The 21,884-nt window shown below is 45.1% G+C and carries 21 protein-coding genes; 14 read left to right on the forward strand and 7 right to left on the reverse strand.

Annotation, left to right across the window (positions count from 1 at the left end; all coding sequences use genetic code 11):
- The first annotated feature begins 294 nt into the window (after positions 1-294).
- The 13 genes from AB5Z01_RS02465 (at position 295) to purD (ending at position 12,110) form a co-directional block, all read left to right on the forward strand.
- Positions 295-513: a hypothetical protein gene (locus tag AB5Z01_RS02465; protein ID WP_181979657.1), complete on the forward strand. Its 219-nt coding sequence runs from the start codon at positions 295-297 to the stop codon at positions 511-513.
- A gap of 411 nt (positions 514-924) precedes the next feature.
- The gene (purE, locus tag AB5Z01_RS02470) at positions 925-1,422 is read left to right on the forward strand and encodes a 5-(carboxyamino)imidazole ribonucleotide mutase (RefSeq protein WP_041337200.1); all 498 of its coding nucleotides are present in this window, start codon (positions 925-927) and stop codon (positions 1,420-1,422) included.
- Positions 1,423-1,588: 166 nt separating this feature from the next.
- Positions 1,589-2,305 carry a phosphoribosylaminoimidazolesuccinocarboxamide synthase gene (gene purC, locus AB5Z01_RS02475; protein ID WP_022287346.1) on the forward strand — a complete coding sequence of 239 codons (717 nt, stop codon included), beginning with the start codon at positions 1,589-1,591 and terminating at the stop codon, positions 2,303-2,305.
- A gap of 5 nt (positions 2,306-2,310) precedes the next feature.
- On the forward strand, positions 2,311-3,732 hold the full coding sequence (locus AB5Z01_RS02480; RefSeq protein WP_041337198.1) for an amidophosphoribosyltransferase: 1,422 nt from the start codon (positions 2,311-2,313) through the stop codon (positions 3,730-3,732).
- A gap of 5 nt (positions 3,733-3,737) precedes the next feature.
- Complete coding sequence (purF, locus tag AB5Z01_RS02485) at positions 3,738-5,162, forward strand: amidophosphoribosyltransferase (RefSeq protein WP_287216233.1); 1,425 nt, start codon at positions 3,738-3,740, stop codon at positions 5,160-5,162.
- 22 nt (positions 5,163-5,184) lie between these two features.
- On the forward strand, positions 5,185-6,225 hold the full coding sequence (purM, locus tag AB5Z01_RS02490) for a phosphoribosylformylglycinamidine cyclo-ligase (RefSeq protein ID WP_287216231.1): 1,041 nt from the start codon (positions 5,185-5,187) through the stop codon (positions 6,223-6,225).
- A 12-nt stretch (positions 6,226-6,237) separates the two neighbouring features.
- Entirely contained in the window at positions 6,238-6,870 is a 633-nt protein-coding gene (gene purN, locus AB5Z01_RS02495) for a phosphoribosylglycinamide formyltransferase (RefSeq protein WP_195248934.1), read from the forward strand.
- 23 nt (positions 6,871-6,893) lie between these two features.
- Positions 6,894-7,610: an IMP cyclohydrolase gene (locus tag AB5Z01_RS02500; RefSeq protein WP_041337195.1), complete on the forward strand. Its 717-nt coding sequence runs from the start codon at positions 6,894-6,896 to the stop codon at positions 7,608-7,610.
- A 31-nt stretch (positions 7,611-7,641) separates the two neighbouring features.
- A complete protein-coding gene (locus tag AB5Z01_RS02505; protein ID WP_195518075.1) occupies positions 7,642-8,139 on the forward strand; it encodes a hypothetical protein in 498 nt (165 codons plus the stop codon).
- Positions 8,140-8,155: 16 nt separating this feature from the next.
- Positions 8,156-8,689, forward strand: coding sequence for a hypothetical protein (locus tag AB5Z01_RS02510; protein WP_195518076.1), 534 nt, complete (start codon positions 8,156-8,158; stop codon positions 8,687-8,689).
- A complete protein-coding gene (locus AB5Z01_RS02515; RefSeq protein ID WP_287216235.1) occupies positions 8,685-9,902 on the forward strand; it encodes a phosphoribosylaminoimidazolecarboxamide formyltransferase in 1,218 nt (405 codons plus the stop codon). The genes AB5Z01_RS02510 and AB5Z01_RS02515 overlap by 5 nt, the downstream gene beginning before the upstream one ends.
- Positions 9,903-9,957: 55 nt before the next feature.
- Positions 9,958-10,665 carry a PsbP-related protein gene (locus AB5Z01_RS02520; RefSeq protein ID WP_041337192.1) on the forward strand — a complete coding sequence of 236 codons (708 nt, stop codon included), beginning with the start codon at positions 9,958-9,960 and terminating at the stop codon, positions 10,663-10,665.
- A gap of 89 nt (positions 10,666-10,754) precedes the next feature.
- Complete coding sequence (gene purD / locus AB5Z01_RS02525) at positions 10,755-12,110, forward strand: phosphoribosylamine--glycine ligase (protein ID WP_117863237.1); 1,356 nt, start codon at positions 10,755-10,757, stop codon at positions 12,108-12,110.
- A gap of 123 nt (positions 12,111-12,233) precedes the next feature.
- Here purD and AB5Z01_RS02530 read toward each other — a convergent pair whose 3' ends face one another.
- Together AB5Z01_RS02530 and AB5Z01_RS02535 are read right to left on the reverse strand one after the other, a co-directional pair.
- The gene (locus AB5Z01_RS02530) at positions 12,234-14,666 is read right to left on the reverse strand and encodes a hypothetical protein (protein ID WP_287216229.1); all 2,433 of its coding nucleotides are present in this window, start codon (positions 14,664-14,666) and stop codon (positions 12,234-12,236) included.
- A 20-nt stretch (positions 14,667-14,686) separates the two neighbouring features.
- Positions 14,687-16,786, reverse strand: coding sequence for an RND family transporter (locus AB5Z01_RS02535; protein ID WP_287216234.1), 2,100 nt, complete (start codon positions 16,784-16,786; stop codon positions 14,687-14,689).
- Positions 16,787-17,063: 277 nt separating this feature from the next.
- On the opposite strand from AB5Z01_RS02535, the gene AB5Z01_RS02540 reads away from it, so the two are divergent.
- Positions 17,064-17,678: a TetR/AcrR family transcriptional regulator gene (locus AB5Z01_RS02540; RefSeq protein WP_022287359.1), complete on the forward strand. Its 615-nt coding sequence runs from the start codon at positions 17,064-17,066 to the stop codon at positions 17,676-17,678.
- An 84-nt stretch (positions 17,679-17,762) separates the two neighbouring features.
- On the opposite strand, the gene AB5Z01_RS02545 is transcribed toward AB5Z01_RS02540, so the two are convergent.
- The 5 genes from AB5Z01_RS02545 to lspA are packed head-to-tail and all read right to left on the reverse strand — an operon-like array spanning position 17,763 to position 21,834.
- On the reverse strand, positions 17,763-18,710 hold the full coding sequence (locus tag AB5Z01_RS02545; RefSeq protein ID WP_195220168.1) for a transketolase family protein: 948 nt from the start codon (positions 18,708-18,710) through the stop codon (positions 17,763-17,765).
- Positions 18,711-18,713: 3 nt separating this feature from the next.
- On the reverse strand, positions 18,714-19,553 hold the full coding sequence (locus tag AB5Z01_RS02550) for a transketolase (protein ID WP_022287361.1): 840 nt from the start codon (positions 19,551-19,553) through the stop codon (positions 18,714-18,716).
- A gap of 22 nt (positions 19,554-19,575) precedes the next feature.
- Positions 19,576-20,397, reverse strand: a complete 822-nt coding sequence (locus AB5Z01_RS02555) for a Cof-type HAD-IIB family hydrolase (RefSeq protein ID WP_287216228.1) — start codon at positions 20,395-20,397, stop codon at positions 19,576-19,578.
- A gap of 17 nt (positions 20,398-20,414) precedes the next feature.
- Positions 20,415-21,332, reverse strand: coding sequence for an RluA family pseudouridine synthase (locus AB5Z01_RS02560; protein ID WP_287216227.1), 918 nt, complete (start codon positions 21,330-21,332; stop codon positions 20,415-20,417).
- On the reverse strand, positions 21,319-21,834 hold the full coding sequence (gene lspA, locus AB5Z01_RS02565; protein WP_287216226.1) for a signal peptidase II: 516 nt from the start codon (positions 21,832-21,834) through the stop codon (positions 21,319-21,321). Before lspA ends, AB5Z01_RS02560 begins: the two co-directional genes overlap by 14 nt.
- Between the last annotated feature and the right edge of the window lie 50 nt (positions 21,835-21,884).

A 21,884-nucleotide genomic window follows, 5' to 3' on the forward strand; every position in this document is an offset into this window, starting at 1 on the left:
CTGTGCGATCAGAACCTCTCATCGTGTTCACCTAACTCACGTTGACAAAATGTTTCCTCATACACTGCTACCTTGCAAGATATTCGATTTGGGATAATATCCTTATACTTATCCCGAAAATCGCCACTTTTGTTGCATAAAAAATGCAACAATTGCAGAAATGTTGCCAAATTAAAAGATAAATCATTTGTTTGCACAAATTACAATGTGATAAATTGTGCAGTATCACATATAAGATCGTAATGGTTTATTATTTTTATTGCCCGGGAAATAATATATGCGGAGGTGATAAAAATGAAAAACAACTCTTTTGCTCACGGGCAGGAATTGCCGCTGGGGCTGTCTATGGCTCTTGCTCAGGTGCCTGCGGCATATGCTTACTTTGCTAAGCTGGATCCGCTTCAAAGACAGCAGATAATCGACTCGGCACACTGTATTCGCTCCAAAGAGGAAATGCGTGATCTCGTCAACAGCTTGTCAAACGGTCAGATCACTGATACAAGTATTTTCTGAACAAAAAGTTAATGTAGACAAATTTCACAATAAATCAAAGATTAATTGATATAAATTTTATATAAATATGTGTTGAAATTTATCTATAAATATTGTACAATATTATTGTAAAGCTTTGTATGCTGTTATGGAGAAAATCAGTAAAAAAAGCTTTCGCAGACAGTTTTGCTCCGCTTTACTGTCTGGTAATATTGTGCAGTATTTTTTGTATGTATTCAGGAGAGATGTATGACTGAAATGTGCTGTTTTTCATCAATTACATATTCTTTTATGGGTAGGTCTTTAAGTATAATTGCGTCCTGCCTTGATTTTTTGCACTCTAACAATATAATTATGCACTGACTAAAACTGCAACGCCATTGTTGCAGTTTTTTATTTGTAATTTTTTGTTTTACTTGGAGGTATAAATTTATGAAAAAAGTTGCGGTAATAATGGGTTCTGACAGCGATTTTCCTGTTGTCAGCAAGGCTGTTGCTGAACTTAAAGCTTACGGTGTTCCTTACGAATGTCACGTTATGTCTGCTCACAGAACGCCTGCGCTTGCAAGCGATTTTGCTGACAAGGCTAAGGAAAACGGCTTTGGAGTTATAATCTGCGCTGCCGGAATGGCGGCTCATCTTGCGGGAGTTATTGCAGGTCACACAACGCTTCCTGTTATCGGTATCCCTTGCAAGGGTGCTAACTTCGACGGCATGGACGCTCTGCTTGCTACCGTTCAGATGCCTAGCGGTATCCCTGTTGCCACTGTCGCAGTTGACGGCGCTAAGAACGCTGCTATACTTGCTATTCAGATGCTTGCTCTTTCTGACGAGGGTCTGGCTGAGAAGCTTGAAAAGGCTAAGCAGGATATGATAGACGGCGTTGTGGCTAAGGACAAGGCTTTACAGGACAAGCTTGCTGCGCTTTGATTTTTGATACAGACATATAGCTCGGCTGTATGTTATATTTGATATATCGAGGAAGTTCTGCTGTCGGCGTGCGAACGATGTTCGCCCCTACATATTAAAACGGCAGTGGATATGTTTTCGGTGTATCATATAAATAATGTAAATAATTTTATGGAGGAATAAATCTATGGAAAACATTGTAAAGACAGAACAGCTCTATGAGGGCAAGGCTAAGAAAGTATTCGCTACTAACGACCCTGATCTTGTTATCGTTGATTACAAGGACGACGCTACTGCTTTCAACGGCGAGAAGAAAGGCACTATCGTTGGCAAGGGTGCTATCAATAACAAAATGACAAACTATATGTTCAAGCTTCTTGAAAAAGAGGGTATCCCTACTCATCTTGTTGAGGAGATCTCTGACAGAGAGACTATCGTTAAGAAGGTCGAGATCGTTCCGCTGGAAGTTATCGTAAGAAACGTTGCAGCAGGAAGCTTCTCAAAGAAGCTCGGTATCGAAGAGGGCACAAAGCTCAAGCAGCCTACACTTGAGTTCAGCTACAAGTGCGACGAGCTTGGCGACCCATTCATCAACAAGTATTATGCTCTTGGTCTTGGTCTTGCTACTGAGGAAGAGATCGAGGATATCACAAAGTATGCTTTCAAGGTAAATGAGTTCATGCTTGGCTTCTTCAAGAACATCGGCATTGACCTTATCGACTTCAAGATCGAGTTCGGCAGATTCCACGGAAAGATACTTCTTGCTGACGAGATCTCACCTGATACTTGCCGTTTCTGGGATTCTAAGACACATGAGAAGCTTGACAAGGACAGATTCAGAAGAGACATGGGCGGCGTTGAAGAGGCTTACCATGAGATGATAAAGAGAGTAATGGGAGAATAATATCTATGGGCGGTTTTTTCGGAGCTGTTTCAGCTAATGACTGTATTCAGGACGTTTTCTTCGGGACCGACTATCATTCACACTTAGGCACAAGGCGGGGCGGAATGACTTCATTCTCCCCTGAGCTTGGCTTTCAGAGAAATATTCACAGCATTGAAAACTCACCATTTCGTACTAAATTTGAAAAAGACGTTGACAAAATGAGAGGAAACATCTGTATCGGCTGCATAAGCGACACAGATCCTCAGCCGATAATGGTACGCTCGAAGTTAGGACTTTACGCAGTGTGCTCTATCGGTGTAATACAAAATGCCGCTAAACTGGCTGACGAACTGCTTGAAAAGGGCTGCGCAAACTTTGAAACAATGAGCAGCGGCGCTATCAATTCCGCAGGGCTTATCGGTGCGCTGATCGCACAGAAGGACAGCTTTGTTGACGGCATAAGATACGCACAGGACAAGATAGAAGGCACGATGTCACTTGCAATAATGACAGACAAGTCGATGATCGTTGCCAGAGATAAGGACGGACGGCTTCCTATTATAATAGGACAGCGTTCTGACGGATATTGCTTTTCTTTTGAATCATTTGCATATCAGAAGCTTGGATACTCCACCTGTCACGAACTAAAGGCGGGAGAGATAACTGAGATAACCAAGGACGGCTACAATATCCTCAGCGAAGGTACAGACAAGAAAAAGATCTGCACTTTCCTTTGGACTTATTACGGCTACCCTACCGCTTGCTATGAGGGCGTGAACGTTGAACTTATGCGAACACGCAACGGCGAGATAATGGCGGAGAACGATATGAAAAACGGCAGGCTCCCTGACGTTGATTTCGTTTGCGGAATACCTGATTCGGGCGTTCCTCACGCTATAGGATATGCAAACAAAAGCGGCATACCTTTTGCAAGACCGTTCATCAAGTACACTCCTACATGGCCCAGAAGCTTTATGCCAACAAGCCAGTCTATGAGAAACAGAGTTGCAAAGATGAAGCTTATACCTGTTCACGAACTTATCGAGGGCAAGAAGCTTCTGTTCGTTGACGACAGTATCGTCAGAGGAACTCAGATGAGGGAAACTGTTGAGTTTCTTTATGAGAACGGTGCAAAGGAAGTCCACATGAGATCAGCCTGTCCTCCTATCATGTATGGCTGCAAGTATCTTAACTTTTCACGCAGCACCTCGGAACTTGAACTTATCGCAAGACAGATCATTGATGAGAACGAGGGTATCGAGGGAGTTAAATACATTGAAGAATACAGCGATTCAAGCACTGAGCGTGGCAAGCTCCTCAGGGACGAGATATGCAGAAGACTTAAACTTACCTCTGTTGAATTCCAGTCGCTTGAAGGCACTGTAAAGGCTGTGGGTCTGCCAAGCTGTGAGCTTTGCACCTACTGCTGGAACGGAAGGGAATGATTTAATTGGTAACAGGTATCCATGAAGAATGCGGCGTTTTCGGCATTTATACTAACAAGACAAGCGATGTTGCGGCTCAGACTTATGTATCTCTTTACGCATTACAGCACAGAGGTCAGGAGAGCTGCGGTATCGTTGTAAACGACGACGGCGTGTTCAGCTATCACAAGGACGTGGGTCTTGTCAATCAGGTTTTTGACAAGGAAACTCTCGAACGGCTCGGCAAGGGCAATATTGCTATAGGTCATGTGAGATATTCGACTACAGGCAACTGCAATGCTTCAAACGCTCAGCCGCTTGTTGTTCGTCACATAAAGGGTCCTATGGCTATCGCTCACAACGGCAATCTTACTAACGCAAGAGAACTTAGAGAGCAATATGAAAACAAGGGCATGATATTCCACAGCACAAATGATACTGAGGTCATATCATACGCCATAACCGAGGAACGTCTTAGAGCACCGTCTATACAGGCGGCGCTTGAAAAGGCTATGTACAGGATAAAGGGTGCGTATTCGCTGCTCGTTATGTCGCCGACAAAGCTTATTGCGGCGAGAGATCCTGACGGCTTCAGACCCCTTTGCCTCGGAAAGATAGACGACGGCTATGTGGTAGCGTCGGAGACCTGTGCTTTTGACAGCATCGGCGCTGAATACATAAGAGATCTTAAACCAGGTGAAATGATAGTTATTGACAAAAACGGTGTGAACTCTATCACGACTCACTGCGGCAAAAAGGGTACTATATGCGTATTTGAATATGTATATTTTGCTAGACCTGACTCTGTTATCGAGGGGTCGAGCGTTCACATGGCAAGGCTCAGGGCAGGAAAATATCTTTGGAGAGAACACCCTGTTGACGCTGATATCGTCATAGGCGTGCCTGACTCGGGACTTGACGCTGCGCTGGGATTTTCTCAGGAAAGCGGCATACCATACGGCATTGGATTTATCAAGAACAGATACATAGGCAGGACGTTCATTCAGCCTAGCCAGACAGAGAGGACAAACTCCGTCAAGATAAAGCTCAACGCTATTTCAAGCACTGTTAAGGGCAAGAGGGTCGTTATGATAGACGACAGTATCGTCAGAGGAACGACTTCGGGACGTATCGTCAAGCTGCTGAGGGACGCAGGTGCAAAGGAAGTTCACGTTCGTATCTCCTCCCCTGCATTCATTGCACCATGCTATTTCGGAACGGATATAGACAGCAAGGAAAATCTTATCGCCTGCAAGATGACCAATGAAGAAATATGCGAATATATCGGTGCAGACAGCTTGGGATATCTCAGTGTTGAAAGCGTTAAAAGGCTTGCGGGAAATTCAAAGTGTGATTTCTGCGTAGGCTGCTTTACAGAGAAATACCCTATCGAAGTTCCTAAGGATATGCCTAAGGACAAATTTGAATCGAAGATATCGGAAAAGAAGTAAATAACTGAAAGGATATTTTATCATGAATACAAACAGTTTTTCAAACAGCTACAAGGAAGCAGGCGTTGACGTAACGGCAGGCTACAAGGCAGTTGAGCTTATGAAGCAGTACGTTGCAAGGACCATGACGAGCGGTGTTCTCAGCGGCATCGGCGGCTTCGGCGGTCTGTTTGAGCTTGACATGACAGGTATCACAAAGCCTGTTCTCGTTTCAGGCACAGACGGCGTTGGCACAAAGCTCAAGATAGCTTTTCTTATGGACAAGCATGACACAGTTGGTATCGACTGCGTGGCAATGTGCGTAAACGACATTATCTGCTGCGGTGCAAAGCCACAGTTTTTCCTTGACTACATCGCTGTTGGCAAGAACTATCCTGAGAAGATAGCTCAGATAGTTTCTGGTGTTGCTGAGGGCTGTGTACAGTCAGGCTGTGCGCTTATCGGCGGCGAAACGGCTGAGATGCCTGGTTTCTACCCTGTTGACGAATATGACCTTGCAGGCTTCTCTGTTGGCGTTGTTGACAAGGACAAGATACTTGACCCAAGCACTCAGAAGGCCGGGGACGTTATGATAGCTATCAAGTCAAGCGGTGTACACTCAAACGGATTCTCACTGGTAAGAAAGGTATTCAGCGTTGACGAAAAGACTCTTTCTGTTCACTACGACGAGCTTGGCAAGACACTTGGCGAGACACTTCTCACACCTACAAAGATATATGTAAAGGCTGTTATGAGCCTGCTTGATTCTGTTAATGTAAAGGCTATATCACACATCACAGGCGGCGGATTCTATGAGAACATTCCACGTTCACTTCCTGACGGACTTTCTGTTAAGATAGCAAGAAGCGACGTTCAGGTGCTTCCTATTTTCGACGTTATCGCAAAGACAGGAAACATTCCTGAGAGAGATATGTTCAACACATTCAACATGGGCGTTGGTATGACAGTTGTTGTTGACAAGGCTGACGCTGACAAGGCGATAGAGGCTATCAAGGCGGCAGGCGAAGAAGCTTACGTTCTGGGCGAGCTTGTTGACTCTGACATGGGCGTTATCATCTGCTAAGGGTAAAGAGATATGAAGAAGATATGCGTTCTTGTTTCGGGCGGCGGAACAAACCTACAGGCGCTTATTGACGCTGAAAAAAGCGGCATTATAAAAAACGGCAAGATAACCTGCGTTATATCCTCTAAAGAGGGCGCTTACGCTCTGGAGAGGGCGAAAAATGCGGGTATCGGCACTGTTGTTATCCCGAGAAAGGAATATGCTGACAGCAAGAGCTACAGCGAGGCTATACTTGCGGAGCTTAACAGGCAGGGCGCTGACCTTATCGTGCTGGCTGGATTTATGATAATTCTTGACGAGTGCGTTACAAAGGCTTATCCTTACAGGATAATAAACGTTCACCCTGCGCTTATTCCGTCATTCTGCGGCGAGGGTTTTTATGGACTTAAAGTTCATGAAAAGGCTTTGGAATATGGCGTAAAGGTATCGGGTGCGACTATACATTTTGTAAACGAAAAGGCTGACGCAGGTGCTATTATTTTACAGGGTGCTGTAGATGTGGCAAATGACGAAACGCCTGAGAGTTTACAGAAGAAGATAATGGAAAATGTTGAATGGAAGCTTTTGCCGAAAGCTGTTTCACTGTTCTGCGAGGACAGGATAAGCATTAAGGACGGCAAGGCTTACGTTGACCTTAAAGACTGAGAAAAAATTATGGAGGACAAGGTATGAAGACCCTTAATATTTATGACGAGCTTAAAAGCAACTCATATCCGGGCAGAGGAATAGTTATAGGCAAGTCTGCTGACGGAAAGAGTGCGGTAACGGCTTATTTTATCATGGGCAGAAGTGTTAATTCCAGAAACAGAGTTTTCACGGAAACTGAGGACGGCATCAAGACAGAAGCTGCTGATCCTAGCAAGCTTTCTGACCCACACCTTATTATATACTCCCCTGTTCGTGTGCTTGGAAACAAGACTATCGTTACAAACGGCGATCAGACGGACACTATTTACGAGCTTATGGACAAGCAGCAAACTTTTGAGCAGTCACTGAGGACGAGAGAGTATGAGGACGACGCTCCAAACTACACTCCTCGTATTTCAGGTATCATGCACGTTGAGAACGGCGCATATAATTATGCTATGAGCATACTCAAGTCCGCTGACGGCAACCCTGACTGCTGCGAGAGATTTACTTACACATACACAAACCCTCTTGACGGCGTGGGTCATTTTATCCACACTTACATGGGCGACGGCAATCCTCTGCCAAGCTTTGAGGGCGAGCCTAAGAAGGTGGAGATACCTAACGATATCGAGGAGTTCACCGGCAAGCTTTGGGAGGCACTCAACGAGGACAACAAGGTATCGCTGTTTGTTAGATACATTGATATCGCAAGCGGCAAGGCTGTTTCTAAGGTTATAAACAAGTACAGCAAGTAATTTCCTAAAGCGAAGCAGGAGTATAGAAAAAATGGAGTTAGTTGCATTAAAATGTCCCAAATGCGGCGGCGAGCTTGAAGTTCACGAGGGGCAGAAAAAGACGTTCTGCAAATACTGCGGGTCACAGATACTTCTTGATGACGGAAACAGGATAATAAACGTCATTGACGAGGCTAGGCTCAAAGAGATAAAGCTCAACAAAGAGGTATCGGACTTTGACAAGAAGCTTCGTGACGAGGAAGCGAGCGGCAGATACAAAAACGCTTCCCAGAAGCAGGGGTGGATAATCGTTTGCATTGTTTTGCACGTTGTATTCACGCTTGTGTTCAGCGGTGCGGTCATGTATAAGTCAGTGCTGGCAATAATCGCTTCCATATGCTTATGGGTGGCACTGCCTGTGATAATGGCGCTTATTAAGCCGAGAAACGCAGGGGGCATGGGCAGGATAAAAACTGCGGTGCTTTTCTATATCACGTTCACTGCGATATTCTTCGGAGTGGGCAAGCTTTACTTACGTTTCATCAAATAGTCAGGGGGGGAGCAAGTTGGAACTTATCGCACTTCAGTGCAAAAACTGCGGCGGTGAAATAACGATAGAGGACGACAAAAAGATCGTCTACTGCCCTTACTGCGGCACTCAGAACTACATTGACGACGGCACTAGGACGGTCAAGATAGTTGATGAGGCGAAGCTTGAAGAAGTAAGGCTCAGGCAGGAGGAATTTCTAAAGAGAAAGGCTTCGGAGGAAGAACTCAACGGCATAAGGGACAGGAAGATAAAACAGCGCAGGATATGGCGAGTATTCATGGCGCTGGCGCACATTCTTATTGTGATACCTATTTTTCTGCTTATGAAGAATATGGACGACACGCCGAGCATAAATCTTATACTCGGTATGCTTGGATATCTGCTAATCATGCCCATAATAATGGGTGTGACAAGACCTAGTATCCCCTCGAAAAAGTGGGACGTTAAAGAGAAAAGCAAGGGCAGGCTCATACTGCTTTTCTATATCTCATTCGCTGCGGTGCTGCTTGTGGCAGTAATGGCAGGAGTGGCAATATTTGCAATGGATTAAGGCTTATTCATATAAACAGGAGGTAAAAATTATGGCAAATGAAATGCTTTTGAAATACGGCTGCAACCCTAATCAGAAGCCGTCAAGAGTATTTATGGAGGATGGCAAGGATCTCCCTATCGAGGTACTCAACGGCAAGCCGGGTTACATCAATCTGCTTGACGCATTCAACGGCTGGCAGTTGGTAAGAGAGCTTAAAAAGGCAACAGGTATGTGTGCGGCAACTTCTTTCAAGCACGTTTCACCTGCGGGCGCTGCTATCGGCAAGCCTTTGAGCGAGGTGGAAAAGAAGATATATTTTGTTGACGATCTGGGCGAGCTTACTCCACTTGCAAGCGCTTATGCGAGAGCAAGAGGTGCTGACAGAATGTCATCATACGGCGATTTTATTGCACTTTCTGACGAGTGCGACGCTTGCACTGCAAAGATGATCCAGAGAGAGGTTTCTGACGGTATCATTGCACCGGGCTACACTGACGAGGCTCTTGAGATACTCAAGTCAAAGAGAAAGGGTACATACAACATCATCAAGATAGATGAGAACTATGTTCCTGCACCTATTGAGAGAAAGCAGGTTTTCGGCGTAACTTTTGAACAGGGTCGAAACGAGCTGAAAATAGACAACGATATGCTCACAAATATCGTGACAGACAACAAGGAGATCCCTGAGGACAAGAAAACTGATCTTGTTATCTCACTTATCACACTTAAATACACACAGTCTAACAGCGTATGCTATGTAAAGGACGGTCAGGCTATCGGTATCGGTGCAGGTCAGCAGTCAAGAATACACTGCACAAGACTTGCAGGAAACAAGGCTGACATCTGGTGGCTCAGACAGCACCCAAAGGTTCTGGGACTTCAGTTTGTTGACAACATAAGACGTCCTGACAGAGATAACGCTATCGACGTTTACATTTCTGACGAGCATGATGATGTACTGGCTGAGGGCGTATGGCAGAACACATTCAAGGTAAAGCCTGAGGTGCTCACTGAGGCTGAAAAGAAGGAATGGCTTGCAAAGAACACAGGCGTTTGCCTTGGTTCTGACGCTTTCTTCCCATTCGGTGACAACATCGAGAGAGCTAAAAAGAGCGGTGTGGCTTACATTGCCGAGCCGGGCGGATCTATCAGGGACGATCATGTTATCATGACTTGCAACAAGTACAACATGGCAATGGCATTCACTGGAATAAGATTGTTCCATCACTAATTTTTGTGCATTAATGCAAAACAATAAAGGTCAAGAAAAAAAGGAGAAATTTATTATGAAAAAGTTACTTGCATCACTCATGGCACTGTCAATGGTATTCGCAGTTACAGGCTGCTCAGAGTCAAATGATTCTGAGAACGAGTCAAAGGCGGAGGCTAAAACAACAACTACTACAACTACAGCCGCACCTGCTGTCGAGTCTAAGGCTGACACAACAACTACAACTGCTGCACCTGAGGAGTCAGTTGCTGACACAACAACTTCTGCTGACGACACAACAAGCACTGGCGACGAGGCTAAAGGCACATATGAGAATGACGTTTACACAAGCGATCTGTATACTTTCAAGATCGACTCAAAGAAGTGGGCAATGCAGGAGTCCGCTGGTGTTGACGTAATGTTCACATACGCTGACGCAGGCGATGATGCTGAGCTTGAGTCTGCTTCTATCAACGTTATCTCAATGTCAAACGATCTGCTCAATGGTCTTACAGCAAGTGATTATGCTGACCAGATCAAGCAAACATATAATTCCATGGACGGCTACACTGTAACAAACGACAAGGAAGATAAGTTTGCAGGCAAGGACGCTTACATTGTTGACGTAACAGGCGAGATCGGCTCACAGAAGGTACTGCTCAATCAGATAATCACTTCTGACAACGGCAACCTTGTTGTTATCACATATGGTGCAAGCGAGAACGCTTACAGCAAGCTTTCTGACGAGTTCAAGACAGTTCTTGACAACTTTGAGCTTAAGTAATAATATACGAAGTAAATAAATGACAATACCGCACAGCATAGGTGTGCGGTATTGTTATAATTGGAAAAACACACTGAGGAGGTCTGAAAATGGACATATTAGTTGTTGGCGGAGGCGGACGTGAACACGCTATCGTTATGAAGCTTGCGGAGTCCCCTAAGGTAGGAAAGCTTTACTGCACACCCGGAAACGGTGGCATTTCACGCTATGCAGAATGTTTTGATGTTGCGGCAACGGATATCGAGGGCGTTGTGGCTCTGGCAAAGAAGCTTAAAGTAGACATGGTGGCTGTTGCACCTGACGATCCGCTTGTACTTGGAATGGTAGACGCTTTGCAGGCTGAGGGCTTCAAGACCTTTGGTCCTAAAAAAAATGCGGCTATAATCGAGGGTTCAAAGGTCTTTTCTAAGGATCTTATGAAGAAATACAATATTCCTACAGCCAAATACGAGGTGTTCACAAACAGTGAGGACGCTATAAAATATGTCAAGGAACAGAACACATACCCTGCTGTTATAAAGGCTGACGGACTTGCACTTGGCAAGGGCGTTATTCTGGCGGAGAGTGAGAAAGAGGCTGTGGAGGCTATACACTCAATGATAGATGACAAGCAGTTCGGTGAGAGCAGTTCCACTATCGTTGTGGAGGAATATCTCACAGGTCCTGAGGTTTCTGTGCTTTCATTCACTGACGGCAAGACTGTTGTTCCTATGATCTCTTCAATGGATCACAAGAGAGCGTTGGACGGCGACAAGGGTCTGAACACAGGCGGAATGGGTACTGTTGCACCTAACCCTTACTACACTGAGGACATTGCCAAGGAGTGCATGGAGAAGATCTTCCTGCCGACTATAAATGCAATGAATGCTGAGGGCAGGACTTTTGAGGGCTGTTTGTATTTCGGACTTATGCTCACCCCTAATGGTCCAAAGGTAATTGAATACAACTGCCGTTTCGGCGACCCTGAAACGCAGGTAGTTCTTCCTATGCTGGAGGGTGATCTTTGCGAGATATTTGAGGCTATTTATGAACACAGGCTGGCTGATGTTAAGATCGGCTGGAAGTCGGGTTACTGCACTTGTGTTGTTATGGCGAGCGGAGGATATCCTGTTAAGTACAAAAAGGGTATCGAGATGTTCGGTATGGACGACAAGGGTCAGGTAGACGGAGCGTTTATTTATCACGCAGGCACTAAGTACGAGGACGGCAAATTCTACACAAACGGCGGACGTGTTCTGGGCGTTACCTGCAATGCTTACACGCTTCAGGGTGCACTGGATAAGTCTTACGAGGCTGTTTCCAAGATAAAGTTCGAGGGAGAGCATTTCAGAAAAGACATTGGTCAGAAAGCACTCAAGGCACTTCCTAAAGATTCTCTTGATCTTGAATACAAGCAGGACATGGAGGACTACATCGAAGAAAACGGCGTTTATCTAAGACAGTAGGATATATAAAACGGACGGAGAGATTCCGTCCGTTTTTTTGTACAGATAATACGTTTATAAATACAAAGACCCCCTTGGACATTTCTGTCCAAGGGGGTCTTTGCTATGTGTGGGAAGTAAAAATTACTCGTCTGCTTTTTCAATAGCCGCAGTTTCGTAAATATACTTAACTGAGCTTTCAACGCCATCGGCTGCGCCTGAGAATGTAGTTGAATCCTCGGCTGCTTTCTTGAGAGCGTCAAGTCTGTCGATAAGTCCCTTGAGGTCGTTGTTGTAGATGTCAAGGAGCTTGCCGATGCCCTCGTCCTTATACTTAGCCATGCCGTCTTTAAGGGTCTTTGCACCGCTTTCAAGCTTCTTAACACCAGATGAAAGCTGTGAGCTGCCGTCTTTGAGCTGACCGATACCGCTGAACAGCTCTGCACTGCCACTTGAAAGTGTTGTTGTACCCTGTGCAAGCTCTACAAGTGATGAATAGAGTGTTGCAGTACCGTCTTTTAGCTGCTTGCTGCCGTTGTCAAGCTGACCAAGACCGCTGTCAAGAGTTTTTGCACCGTTTGAAAGCTTTGATACGCCTGAGTTCAGGCTGTCAACGCCCTTATCAAGCTTGCTTGCGCCTGCCTGTGCTGAGTTTACTCCTGCGGAGAGGTTCTTTGTACCTGCGGAGAGTGTAGCTGCACCATTGTTAAGCTCCTTGCTGGACTTAGCAAGTGTGCCGATACCGGTTTTAAGTGCAGAAGCACCCTCGTTTACTGTTTTAAGTCCTGTATTCAAATTATCAACGCCTGCGACAAGACCTTTCTTCTTATCGTTAAGACCATTGTATATCTGAGTTACGCCGTCAACAAGCTGTTTGCCCTCGGTTGCCATTGTGCCGACACCTGTTGAAACATCGCCAAGGCCGCTCTGTGCGCCCTGCTGATACTGGATAGAGCCATTTACGGCTGCTATCATATCGCTTATGCTCGTATACTCTGCTGAGCCTTCTTCGTAATTACCGAGAAGCTGCTCAAGTCCTGCGAGTACCTGCTGGTCGTATGCGATAGACTGTGTAAGTGCGTTATCTACCTTTGTTATGCCATTTGAAAGAAGTTCAACGCTTGCAGGGAGTGTCTGCACCTTTTCATAGAGTGTGGAAACGCCTGCGTTAAGTGTTGCAACGCCCTTTTTCAGTGAAGTTGAGCCGTCATAGGTCTGCTTTGTGCCTGCGGCAAGCTGCTTAGAGCCTGTCTGGAGGTCGCCTACGCCTGTAACAAGCTTATTTGTGCCTGCGGCAAGGCTTGCGGCACCGTTATTTACCTGCTGTGCGCCTGAGGATACCTGTGAAAGTCCGCTTGAAAGTGATGATGAGCCGTTCTTCAAGGTTGACATACCACTGTTTACCTGATCAAAACCACCGAGGAGGGCTGTTGAACCACTATGAGCTGTGGAGATACCTCTCATAAGCTCACCTGTTGAAGAATCAAGGGTCTTTGCTCCGTCACGAAGCTTTGTTGCACCGCTGTTAAGTGTCTTTGCACCATCGTCAAGTGACTTAGAGCCTGAATAAAGCTTGTCGATACCTGTGATAAGTGTTCCTGAGGAATCGGACAGCTTCTTGATGCCTGCGTAAAGCTCTGCTGTGCCGTCTACAAGCTCATCTGTAGCATCAGAAAGCTCATCAAGCTTATCCTGAAGATCGTCAGCATCACCGATATCGCTAAGGTCAAGCTTTGAGAAGATGTCAGATGTTGCGACTGTAAGAGCAGTCGTTGACTCGAAGTCCTTTACGTCTGCTGTGAACTCAACGTACTCCGGTATCTCGATATCTTCGTTATCCTGAAGGTCAAGGCTCTTTGTAAGGCCAGGCATTGCAACGCCTATAAGTATCTGTCTGCTTCCGTCTGAAATGAGCTTGCCATTTGTTACTTCAACGTTTGAATAAACGTTAGTATCAAGGATAGCTGTTGTTGCCATAAGGTATGGAACATAGATATCTGTTTTCTTGCCGTTTATCTTGACAGTTTTCTTATCGTTGTTCGTATAGTCATATCTTACTGTAAGCTTACCGCTCTTGCCTGCGAGTTCCTCAGGCTTTATCTCCTTGCCGTCAAGGGTATATGTTACCTTTACATCAACCGGGAGTGCCTTATCGGTATAGCCCTTATAGTAGATATCTCCGCCCTCGGTATCCCATGTGAGCTTATCACCATTGGCTGTAAAGCCCTCGTCTGTTTTAACATTCTCGATATCTGTCAGGTCGGAAACGTCCTCCAGCTTCTTTACGCCCTGTGGGTTTTTCAGCCAGTTGGAAACGACTGTTTTTGTCTTGTTGCCGGAAGCGTCAGTGATAACATAAACTGTTTCTTCCTTAGCCTGTTTTTCTGTATCACTGTCAGACTTATCAGCTTTCTTTGTATCTTTTGTATCTTTTTTATCTGATTCGCTCTTTGTTGTTGAGGCAGTGCTGTCGGCAGCGGAAGAGCTGTCTGACTGAGCTGCTGCATAAAGACCTGTGCAGCCTGCGGAAAGAAGTACGGCAAGTATGCCTGCAAGAACTCTTGAATACTTTTTCATAACTATATCTCCTTTACGAATTAGTTTATTTCAGGAAGCTTATAAAGCTTATTTTCTTTTTTCTTCATGCCCATTGTTGTATTGATTATTACCTTATCGAACAGCATAAGCATTGAAGGAAGTATGCAGATAACAGTTATCATACTGATTATTGCGCCTCTTGACATGAGCGTACAAAGCTGTGAGATCATATCTACGCTTGAATATACGCCAACGCCGAATGTTGAAGCGAAGAAGCCAAGTGCGCTGACCATGATAGACTTCATTGAAGTGGTGAGTGCGATAGTGACAGCTTCGTGCTTATCTTTGCCTGCGTTACGCTCGGTCTTATATCTTGTTGTCATAAGGATAGCGTAGTCAACTGTTGCACCAAGCTGGATAGTACCGATTACTACCGACGCTATGAACGGTATGGTGGTATTCGTAAAACACGGAACACCCATGTTTACTGTGATAGCAAATTCGATAACGGCTACCAGAATAATAGGCAGTGAAACTGAACGCAGTGCAATAAGAATGATGATGAAGATAGCGGCGATAGAAACTATATTTACTACCTTGAAGTCATGATCTGTTATGTCGATAAGGTCTTTTGTTGCCGCCGCCTCACCGATAAGCATTCCGTCCTTATCGTAGGATTTAAGTATCTTGCTAAGCTCATCTATCTGGGCATTCTCTTCATCAGAAGCTACCTTATATTCAGAACCTATTAGCATAAGCTGCCATTTATCGCTCTTGAGTATCTTTGTTACTGACTCAGGAACTATCTCACGAGGAATAGACGGACCGATAAGAGTATCCAGTGACATTGAGAAGCTTACACCATCAACCTTGCCCATTTCGTCGAGCATAGAGTTTACTTCCTTTGGCTGCATATCAGCGTCAACCAGGAGCATATGGGTCGTTGCCATGTGGTATTCCTCATCTAGCTTTGAGTTTGCGATAACACTGTTGAGATCCTTTGGAAGAGTATCTGTCAGGTTATAGTAGACATTGGTGTTTATCTGACCATATACGGCAGGGATAAGTACAACTATAAAGAGTACGATAAATGCTGCATGGTGCTTGATAATGAACTTTGAAGGCTTTTCAAGGCTTGGAACAAGGTCTTTGTGCATTGTTTTTTCAAGTGCCTTATCGAAGACAAGTATCATTGACGGGAGAACTGTTATGCAGCAGATAACGCCAATAACAACGCCCTTTGCCATTACGATACCCATGTCCATGCCAAGCTCGTAGCTCATGAAGCAAAGTGCAAGGAAGCCTGCAACTGTTGTTATGGAGCTTGAAACAACTGAGGTGATAGTTTTGCCGATGGCGACTGCCATAGCCTCTTTGTTGTCACCAGGGTGCTTTTCTTTCTCCTCTTTGTAGCTGTGCCACAGGAAGATCGAGTAGTCTATCGTTACCGCAAGCTGAAGCACAGCTGCAAGAGCTTCGGTGATGAACGATATTTCGCCTTGTATGAAGTTCGTTCCCATGTTATAGATTATCGCCATGCCCACGCTGAGCATAAAGAACAGTGGGATAAGGAACGAATCCATTGTAAGAGCAAGTATGATACTTGTAAGTATTACTGCGATAACAACATACATCGGAGCTTCCTGCATTGTCAGATCCTTGATATCCTCAACTACCGACGACATACCGCTTACGAAACACTGTTCACCGGCGATGCTTCTTATCTCCTTGACAGCTTCAAGTGAGCCGTCAGCGGAGGTTGCTTCGTCAAAAAAGACAGCCATCATTGTGGAGTTATCTGTATTGAAGAAATCGTAAATATCATCAGGAAGAACTTCCTTTGGAAGTGAAACGTCTGCCAAGGTGTCATACCAGAGAACATCGCAAACGTGGTCTACCTTTTCGATCTTCTCCTTGACCTTTTCAACGTCCTTATCATCCATGCCGTCAAGCATTACCAGCGAAAAGCCACCCTTGCCGAACTCGTCAAGCATTATATCCTGACCTTTCATGGTTTCAATGTCTGACGGGAGGTATGAAAGAATATCATAGTTTATTCTCGTGCTGAGAAAACCGAATATTGACGGTATCAGCAGCAGAACGCTGACTATGAGTATCGGTACTCGGAGCTTTACAACTCCTCTGCCAAATTTCTGCATCAAATGTCATTCCCTTCACATAGTTTTTGACCTTTCGGTCTCTTACAATTCATAGTATACAACGAAAATGACCAACAGTCAATAGTAAAATGACCATTAGTCATTCTTTTTGTAGAGTTGCACAAAATGACCGACGGTCATAACTGACTATTGGTCATTTTGCTCCGTTGACTTTAACAAGAATTTGTATTATAATAAATATAGTGTCAACCACAGTAAACCTGTGTATGTGTGGCATACAAATTGTATATATTATAATAAGGAAGGACGTGTTAAAATGGGCAAGCTTGATACCAATAAAAAGGTAAAGGAGGACTCTCTGCTTAACACGGCTTTTAGTCTTTTTACCACCAAGGGAGTGAGCAAGACCTCTATTTCAGACATCGTGAACAACGCTGGTGTGGCGAAAGGAACGTTTTATCTTTATTTTAAAGACAAATATGACATAAGAAACAAGCTTGTTTCTCACAAGTCGTCACAGCTTTTCAGAAACGCTATCGAGGCATTAAATGCGAGCGGCAAGAAGCTCACCTTTAACGAACGAATTATTTTTATTGTTGACAACATCATCAACCAGCTAAACGAGAACAAGTCGCTTTTGACTTTTATTGCAAAGAATCTTAGCTGGGGCGTTTTCAAGCACGCTCTTACGTCGCCTATAAAGGACGATGACATTGACTTCCGCAACATTTATGACGCCATGCTTGCTGACGCTCCATATGATATTGTTCAGCCTGAGGTCATGATATTCATGATAGTTGAGCTTGTAAGCTCAACCTGCTACTCGTCCATACTTTACAACGAGCCTGTGGACATTGGCGAGCTTAAGCCTTATCTTTACATATGTATAAACAACATTATCGACACTCATGCAGGCACTGTAAAAGCATAAGAAAAGACACGTTTACGAGATCATAAGCGTGTCTTTTTTTGTGTACAAAAAAACGGACGGAAGATATCCGTCCGTTTGCTTTTATTACTTTGCCTTAACAGCATCTCTTGCCTTTGCAACGATATTGTCTGCGCAGAGGCCATATTCTTTAAGAAGATCAACTGCCGGGCCTGAGTGACCGAACTCGTCATTAACGCCGATCTTAACAAGCTTTGCAGGGTGTCTTGCTGCAAGAACGTCTGCAACGGCTGAGCCAAGTCCGCCGATAACGCTATGCTCCTCTACTGTGAGAAGAAGTCCTGTGTTCTTTGCGGCTTCAACGATGATATCCTCGTCGATTGGCTTGATAGTGTGGATATTGATAACTGTTGCTTCGATACCCTCAGCTGCCAGTGTTTTTGCAGCCTCAATAGCTTCATAAACCATAAGGCCTGTTGCAACGATAGCTATATCCTTGCCGTCACGGAGCTTAACGCCCTTGCCAAGCTCGAACTTATATTTTTCAGGGTCGTTAAAAACAGGTGTGGCAAGTCTGCCGAAACGAAGATAAACCGGACCTTCATGGAGGATAGCGGCTTCAACGGCAGCCTTTGCTTCAACGTCGTCGGCAGGGTTTATTACCACCATGCCAGGGATAGTTCTCATAAGAGCGATATCCTCGTTGCACTGATGTGTTGCACCGTCTTCGCCTACAGAGATACCTGCGTGTGTTGCACCTATCTTCACGTTGAGGTGAGGATAACCGATAGAGTTTCTTACCTGCTCAAATGCTCTGCCTGCGGCGAACATTGCGAATGTAGAAGCAAATGGTATCTTGCCTGTTGCAGCCATACCTGCTGCAACGCCCATCATATTTGACTCGGCGATACCGCAGTCAAAAAATCTGTCAGGGAATTTCTTCTTGAATATACCTGTTTTTGTTGCAGCAGCAAGGTCTGCGTCAAAAACATAGAGGTTATCGTACTTATCGCCAAGCTCTGCAAGAGCCTCGCCGTAGCTTTCTCTTGTAGCTTTCTTCTTCAATTCTGCCATTGCTTAACCCTCCAGACTTTTAAGCTGTTCGTTTATTTCTGCCACAGCCTGCTCATACTGCTCCTTGTTAGGTGCTGAACCATGCCATGAAACGTTGTTTTCCATAAATGAAACGCCCTTGCCCTTGATACTCTTCATTACGATAACGCAAGGCTGACCGCATACTGTTTCTGCCTCGTTGAATGCTTTTTCAAGTGAGTCAAAATCGTGAGCGTCGGCTGTGATAACGTGCCAGCCAAATGCTGCAAACTTGTCAACGATAGGATATGGCGACATTACGTCCTCTATCTTTCCGTCGATCTGAAGTCCGTTATTATCCACAACAGCAACGAGGTTATCAAGCTTATAATGAGCGGCGAACATTGCAGCCTCCCATACCTGACCCTCTTCGATCTCACCATCGCCAAGGATAGTATACACCTTATAGGTATCGCTTGTGAGCTTTCCTGAAAGCGCCATACCGCAGGCAACAGAAATGCCCTGTCCAAGGGATCCAGAGGACATATCAACGCCAGGGATAGAAATACAAGGGTGACCCTGAAGCATTGCACCGATATGTCTGAGGGACTTCAGCTCCTCCTTTGGAAAAAAGCCTTTTTCTGCAAGAGTTGCATAGAGTGCAGGTGCTGTGTGACCCTTTGAAAGCACGAGTCTATCTCTCTCAGGCTCTTCCGGCTTATCAGGATATACGTTCATCTTGGCAAAATAGAGATAAGTGAGCAGATCTGCTATAGAGAGCGATCCGCCCGGATGACCCGACTTTGCGTTGAATACTCCCTCGAGTATTCCAAGACGAACCTTGCAGGCTGTGATCTCAAGCTGTTTCTTTAATGTTTCGTCCATACTTTTGACCTCCAAAAAAATATTATTTCTTCAGTTTTTCAAAAATTTCATCTATGACTGCGGCAATAAAGTCCTCCTCGCAGGACTGCTCAAAGACCTTATCCGCAACCTTTTTGACCTCCTCTGCCGCATTTGACGGGCAATATGCCACGTCAGCCGCTTGAAGAAGTTCAATATCATTATTATAGTCGCCTGCAGCCACGAAAGTAAAATCCTCCATGCCACAAGCTTTTCTCAGCTCCTCAAGAGCCGTACCTTTTGATATATTCTGTGGAAGTATCTCGTAATACTCGATACTTGAACGCACAAAATCTACTCCTTTGTAGCCTTTTTTTGCCACATAGTTTATAAGCTCGTCCATACGCTCAGGCTCAACTGCAAAAAGCACCTTATACCAGTTCTTGTCAGGTATCTCGTCAACGGCACACTGAACGGGAATGAGCTTACAGATCTCATTATGGCGCTTTTCCATAGGGGTCATGCTTGGCACATAGACCTCGTTGACAGTAAGCACTTCACAGCCAACATAAGGATTATTGGCAAGTATCTCCTTGACGATATCCGCCGCAAAGCTTGGCAGAAAGACGTTATATATCTGCTCTTTCGTATGGATATCATAGACCATTCCGCCGTTTGACATTATGATAGGACAATTCACATTCACCATGTCAAAATACTGTCTAGCCGCCTGAATGGCTCTGCCTGTAGCGATAGAGAATCTGCCCCCAGCCTCTTCAAAACGCTTGACAGCGGCGAGAGTTTTCGGGGTAGGTATCTTGCTTGCGGGGAGAAAAGTTCCGTCCATATCCGTTATAAGCAGGACTTTTGATATATCTTCAAACATAAAATCACTTCCGTGGGTCAATTCCCTGCTCTGAGTTTTTTCAGCACCGCCTGAAAATAATCGGGCAATTCGCTGTCAAACTCCATATATTCCTTGGTCGCAGGGTGTATAAAACCAATTTTCTTTGCGTGGAGGCACTGCCCCTCGATTCCCTTTACAGCTTTGCCGTAAACATCGTCGCCGTAGACAGGGTGACCGATATATGCGGAATGTACTCTTATCTGGTGGGTTCGACCTGTTTCAAGGCGGAATTTCACCAGCGAGCACTGCCCGAACTCCTCCAGCACCTCATAATGAGTAACTGCGTGCTTGGAATTTTGCTCTGTCACGCACATTTTCTTTCTGTCATATTTGCTTCTGCCAATAGGTGCGTCAACTGTGCCGGTAGGGGTCTTTAGGCGACCGCCTGTGAGTACAGCTTCATACTCTCTTGTAAAGCTATGCTCTTTTATCTGAGCCGCAAGAAAGTTATGTGCGCTGTCGGTCTTGGCAACGATCAGCAGACCGCTTGTATTTTTGTCTATCCTATGGACTATCCCAGGGCGAATGACGCCGTTTATTGAAGAAAGCCTGCCCTGACAATGATAAAGCAATGCGTTCACCAAAGTGCCGTCGGGATTGCCTGCGGCAGGGTGCACCACCATGCCTTTAGGTTTATTCACCACAAGCAGTTCGCTGTCCTCATAGACTATTTCCACTGGGATATCCTGTGGCTTGACGTCAAGCTCCACAGGGTCGGGAATAATTATCTCAACGCTGTCACCGTTATGCAGCTTATAATTTTTCGATACTTTTTTGCCGCCAACTGTAACGCCGCCGTCCTCGATAAGCTTCTGCACAGCGGATCGTGTAAGACCTGTATCCTGCGCTGACAAAAATCTGTCGATACGCTCGCCTGTTTGCTCGGCAGTGGCAATAAAATCAAGCTTTGTCATTTTCGTCTTTGACCTTTATAGCGTCACGGATCGGCTTTTTCTTTTCGTCAAGAAAGCAAAAGCAGATAACGAACAAAATTCCGCCGATAACGATACAGATATCCGCAAAGTTGAAGATAGGGAAATTGATAGGCTCGAACTTGATATAGTCCACAACTTCTTTTACCCTTATTCTGTCGATAAGGTTGCCGATACCGCCTGCAAGCACCATAGCCAGCGACACAAGCTCCAGCTTTGAGCCTTTACGTATCTTATACATATAGACTATAGCCGCAATAAGCACGACCACAGGCAGACCGATAAGAAACCAGGTCTTTCCTGACATCATGCTCCATGCTGCTCCTGAGTTTCTTATATGGGTCAGGCTGAACACCTTAAAGCTACCGAACTTTATGACCTCGACAGGCTGACCATTCAACGGAAGGTTATTTGTCACGGCAAGCTTTATGAGCTGGTCGGCGGCAACGAGAACTGCCATGATAACAAGCGAAATTACAAACATCTATTCCCTACTCCATTTATGAACAGTAAGGCTCTGCGGAAAACAGAGCC

The organism is Ruminococcus sp. RTP21359st1_H3_RTP21359_211015, assembly GCF_040909065.1.
Lineage (GTDB): Bacteria > Bacillota > Clostridia > Oscillospirales > Ruminococcaceae > Hominimerdicola > Hominimerdicola aceti.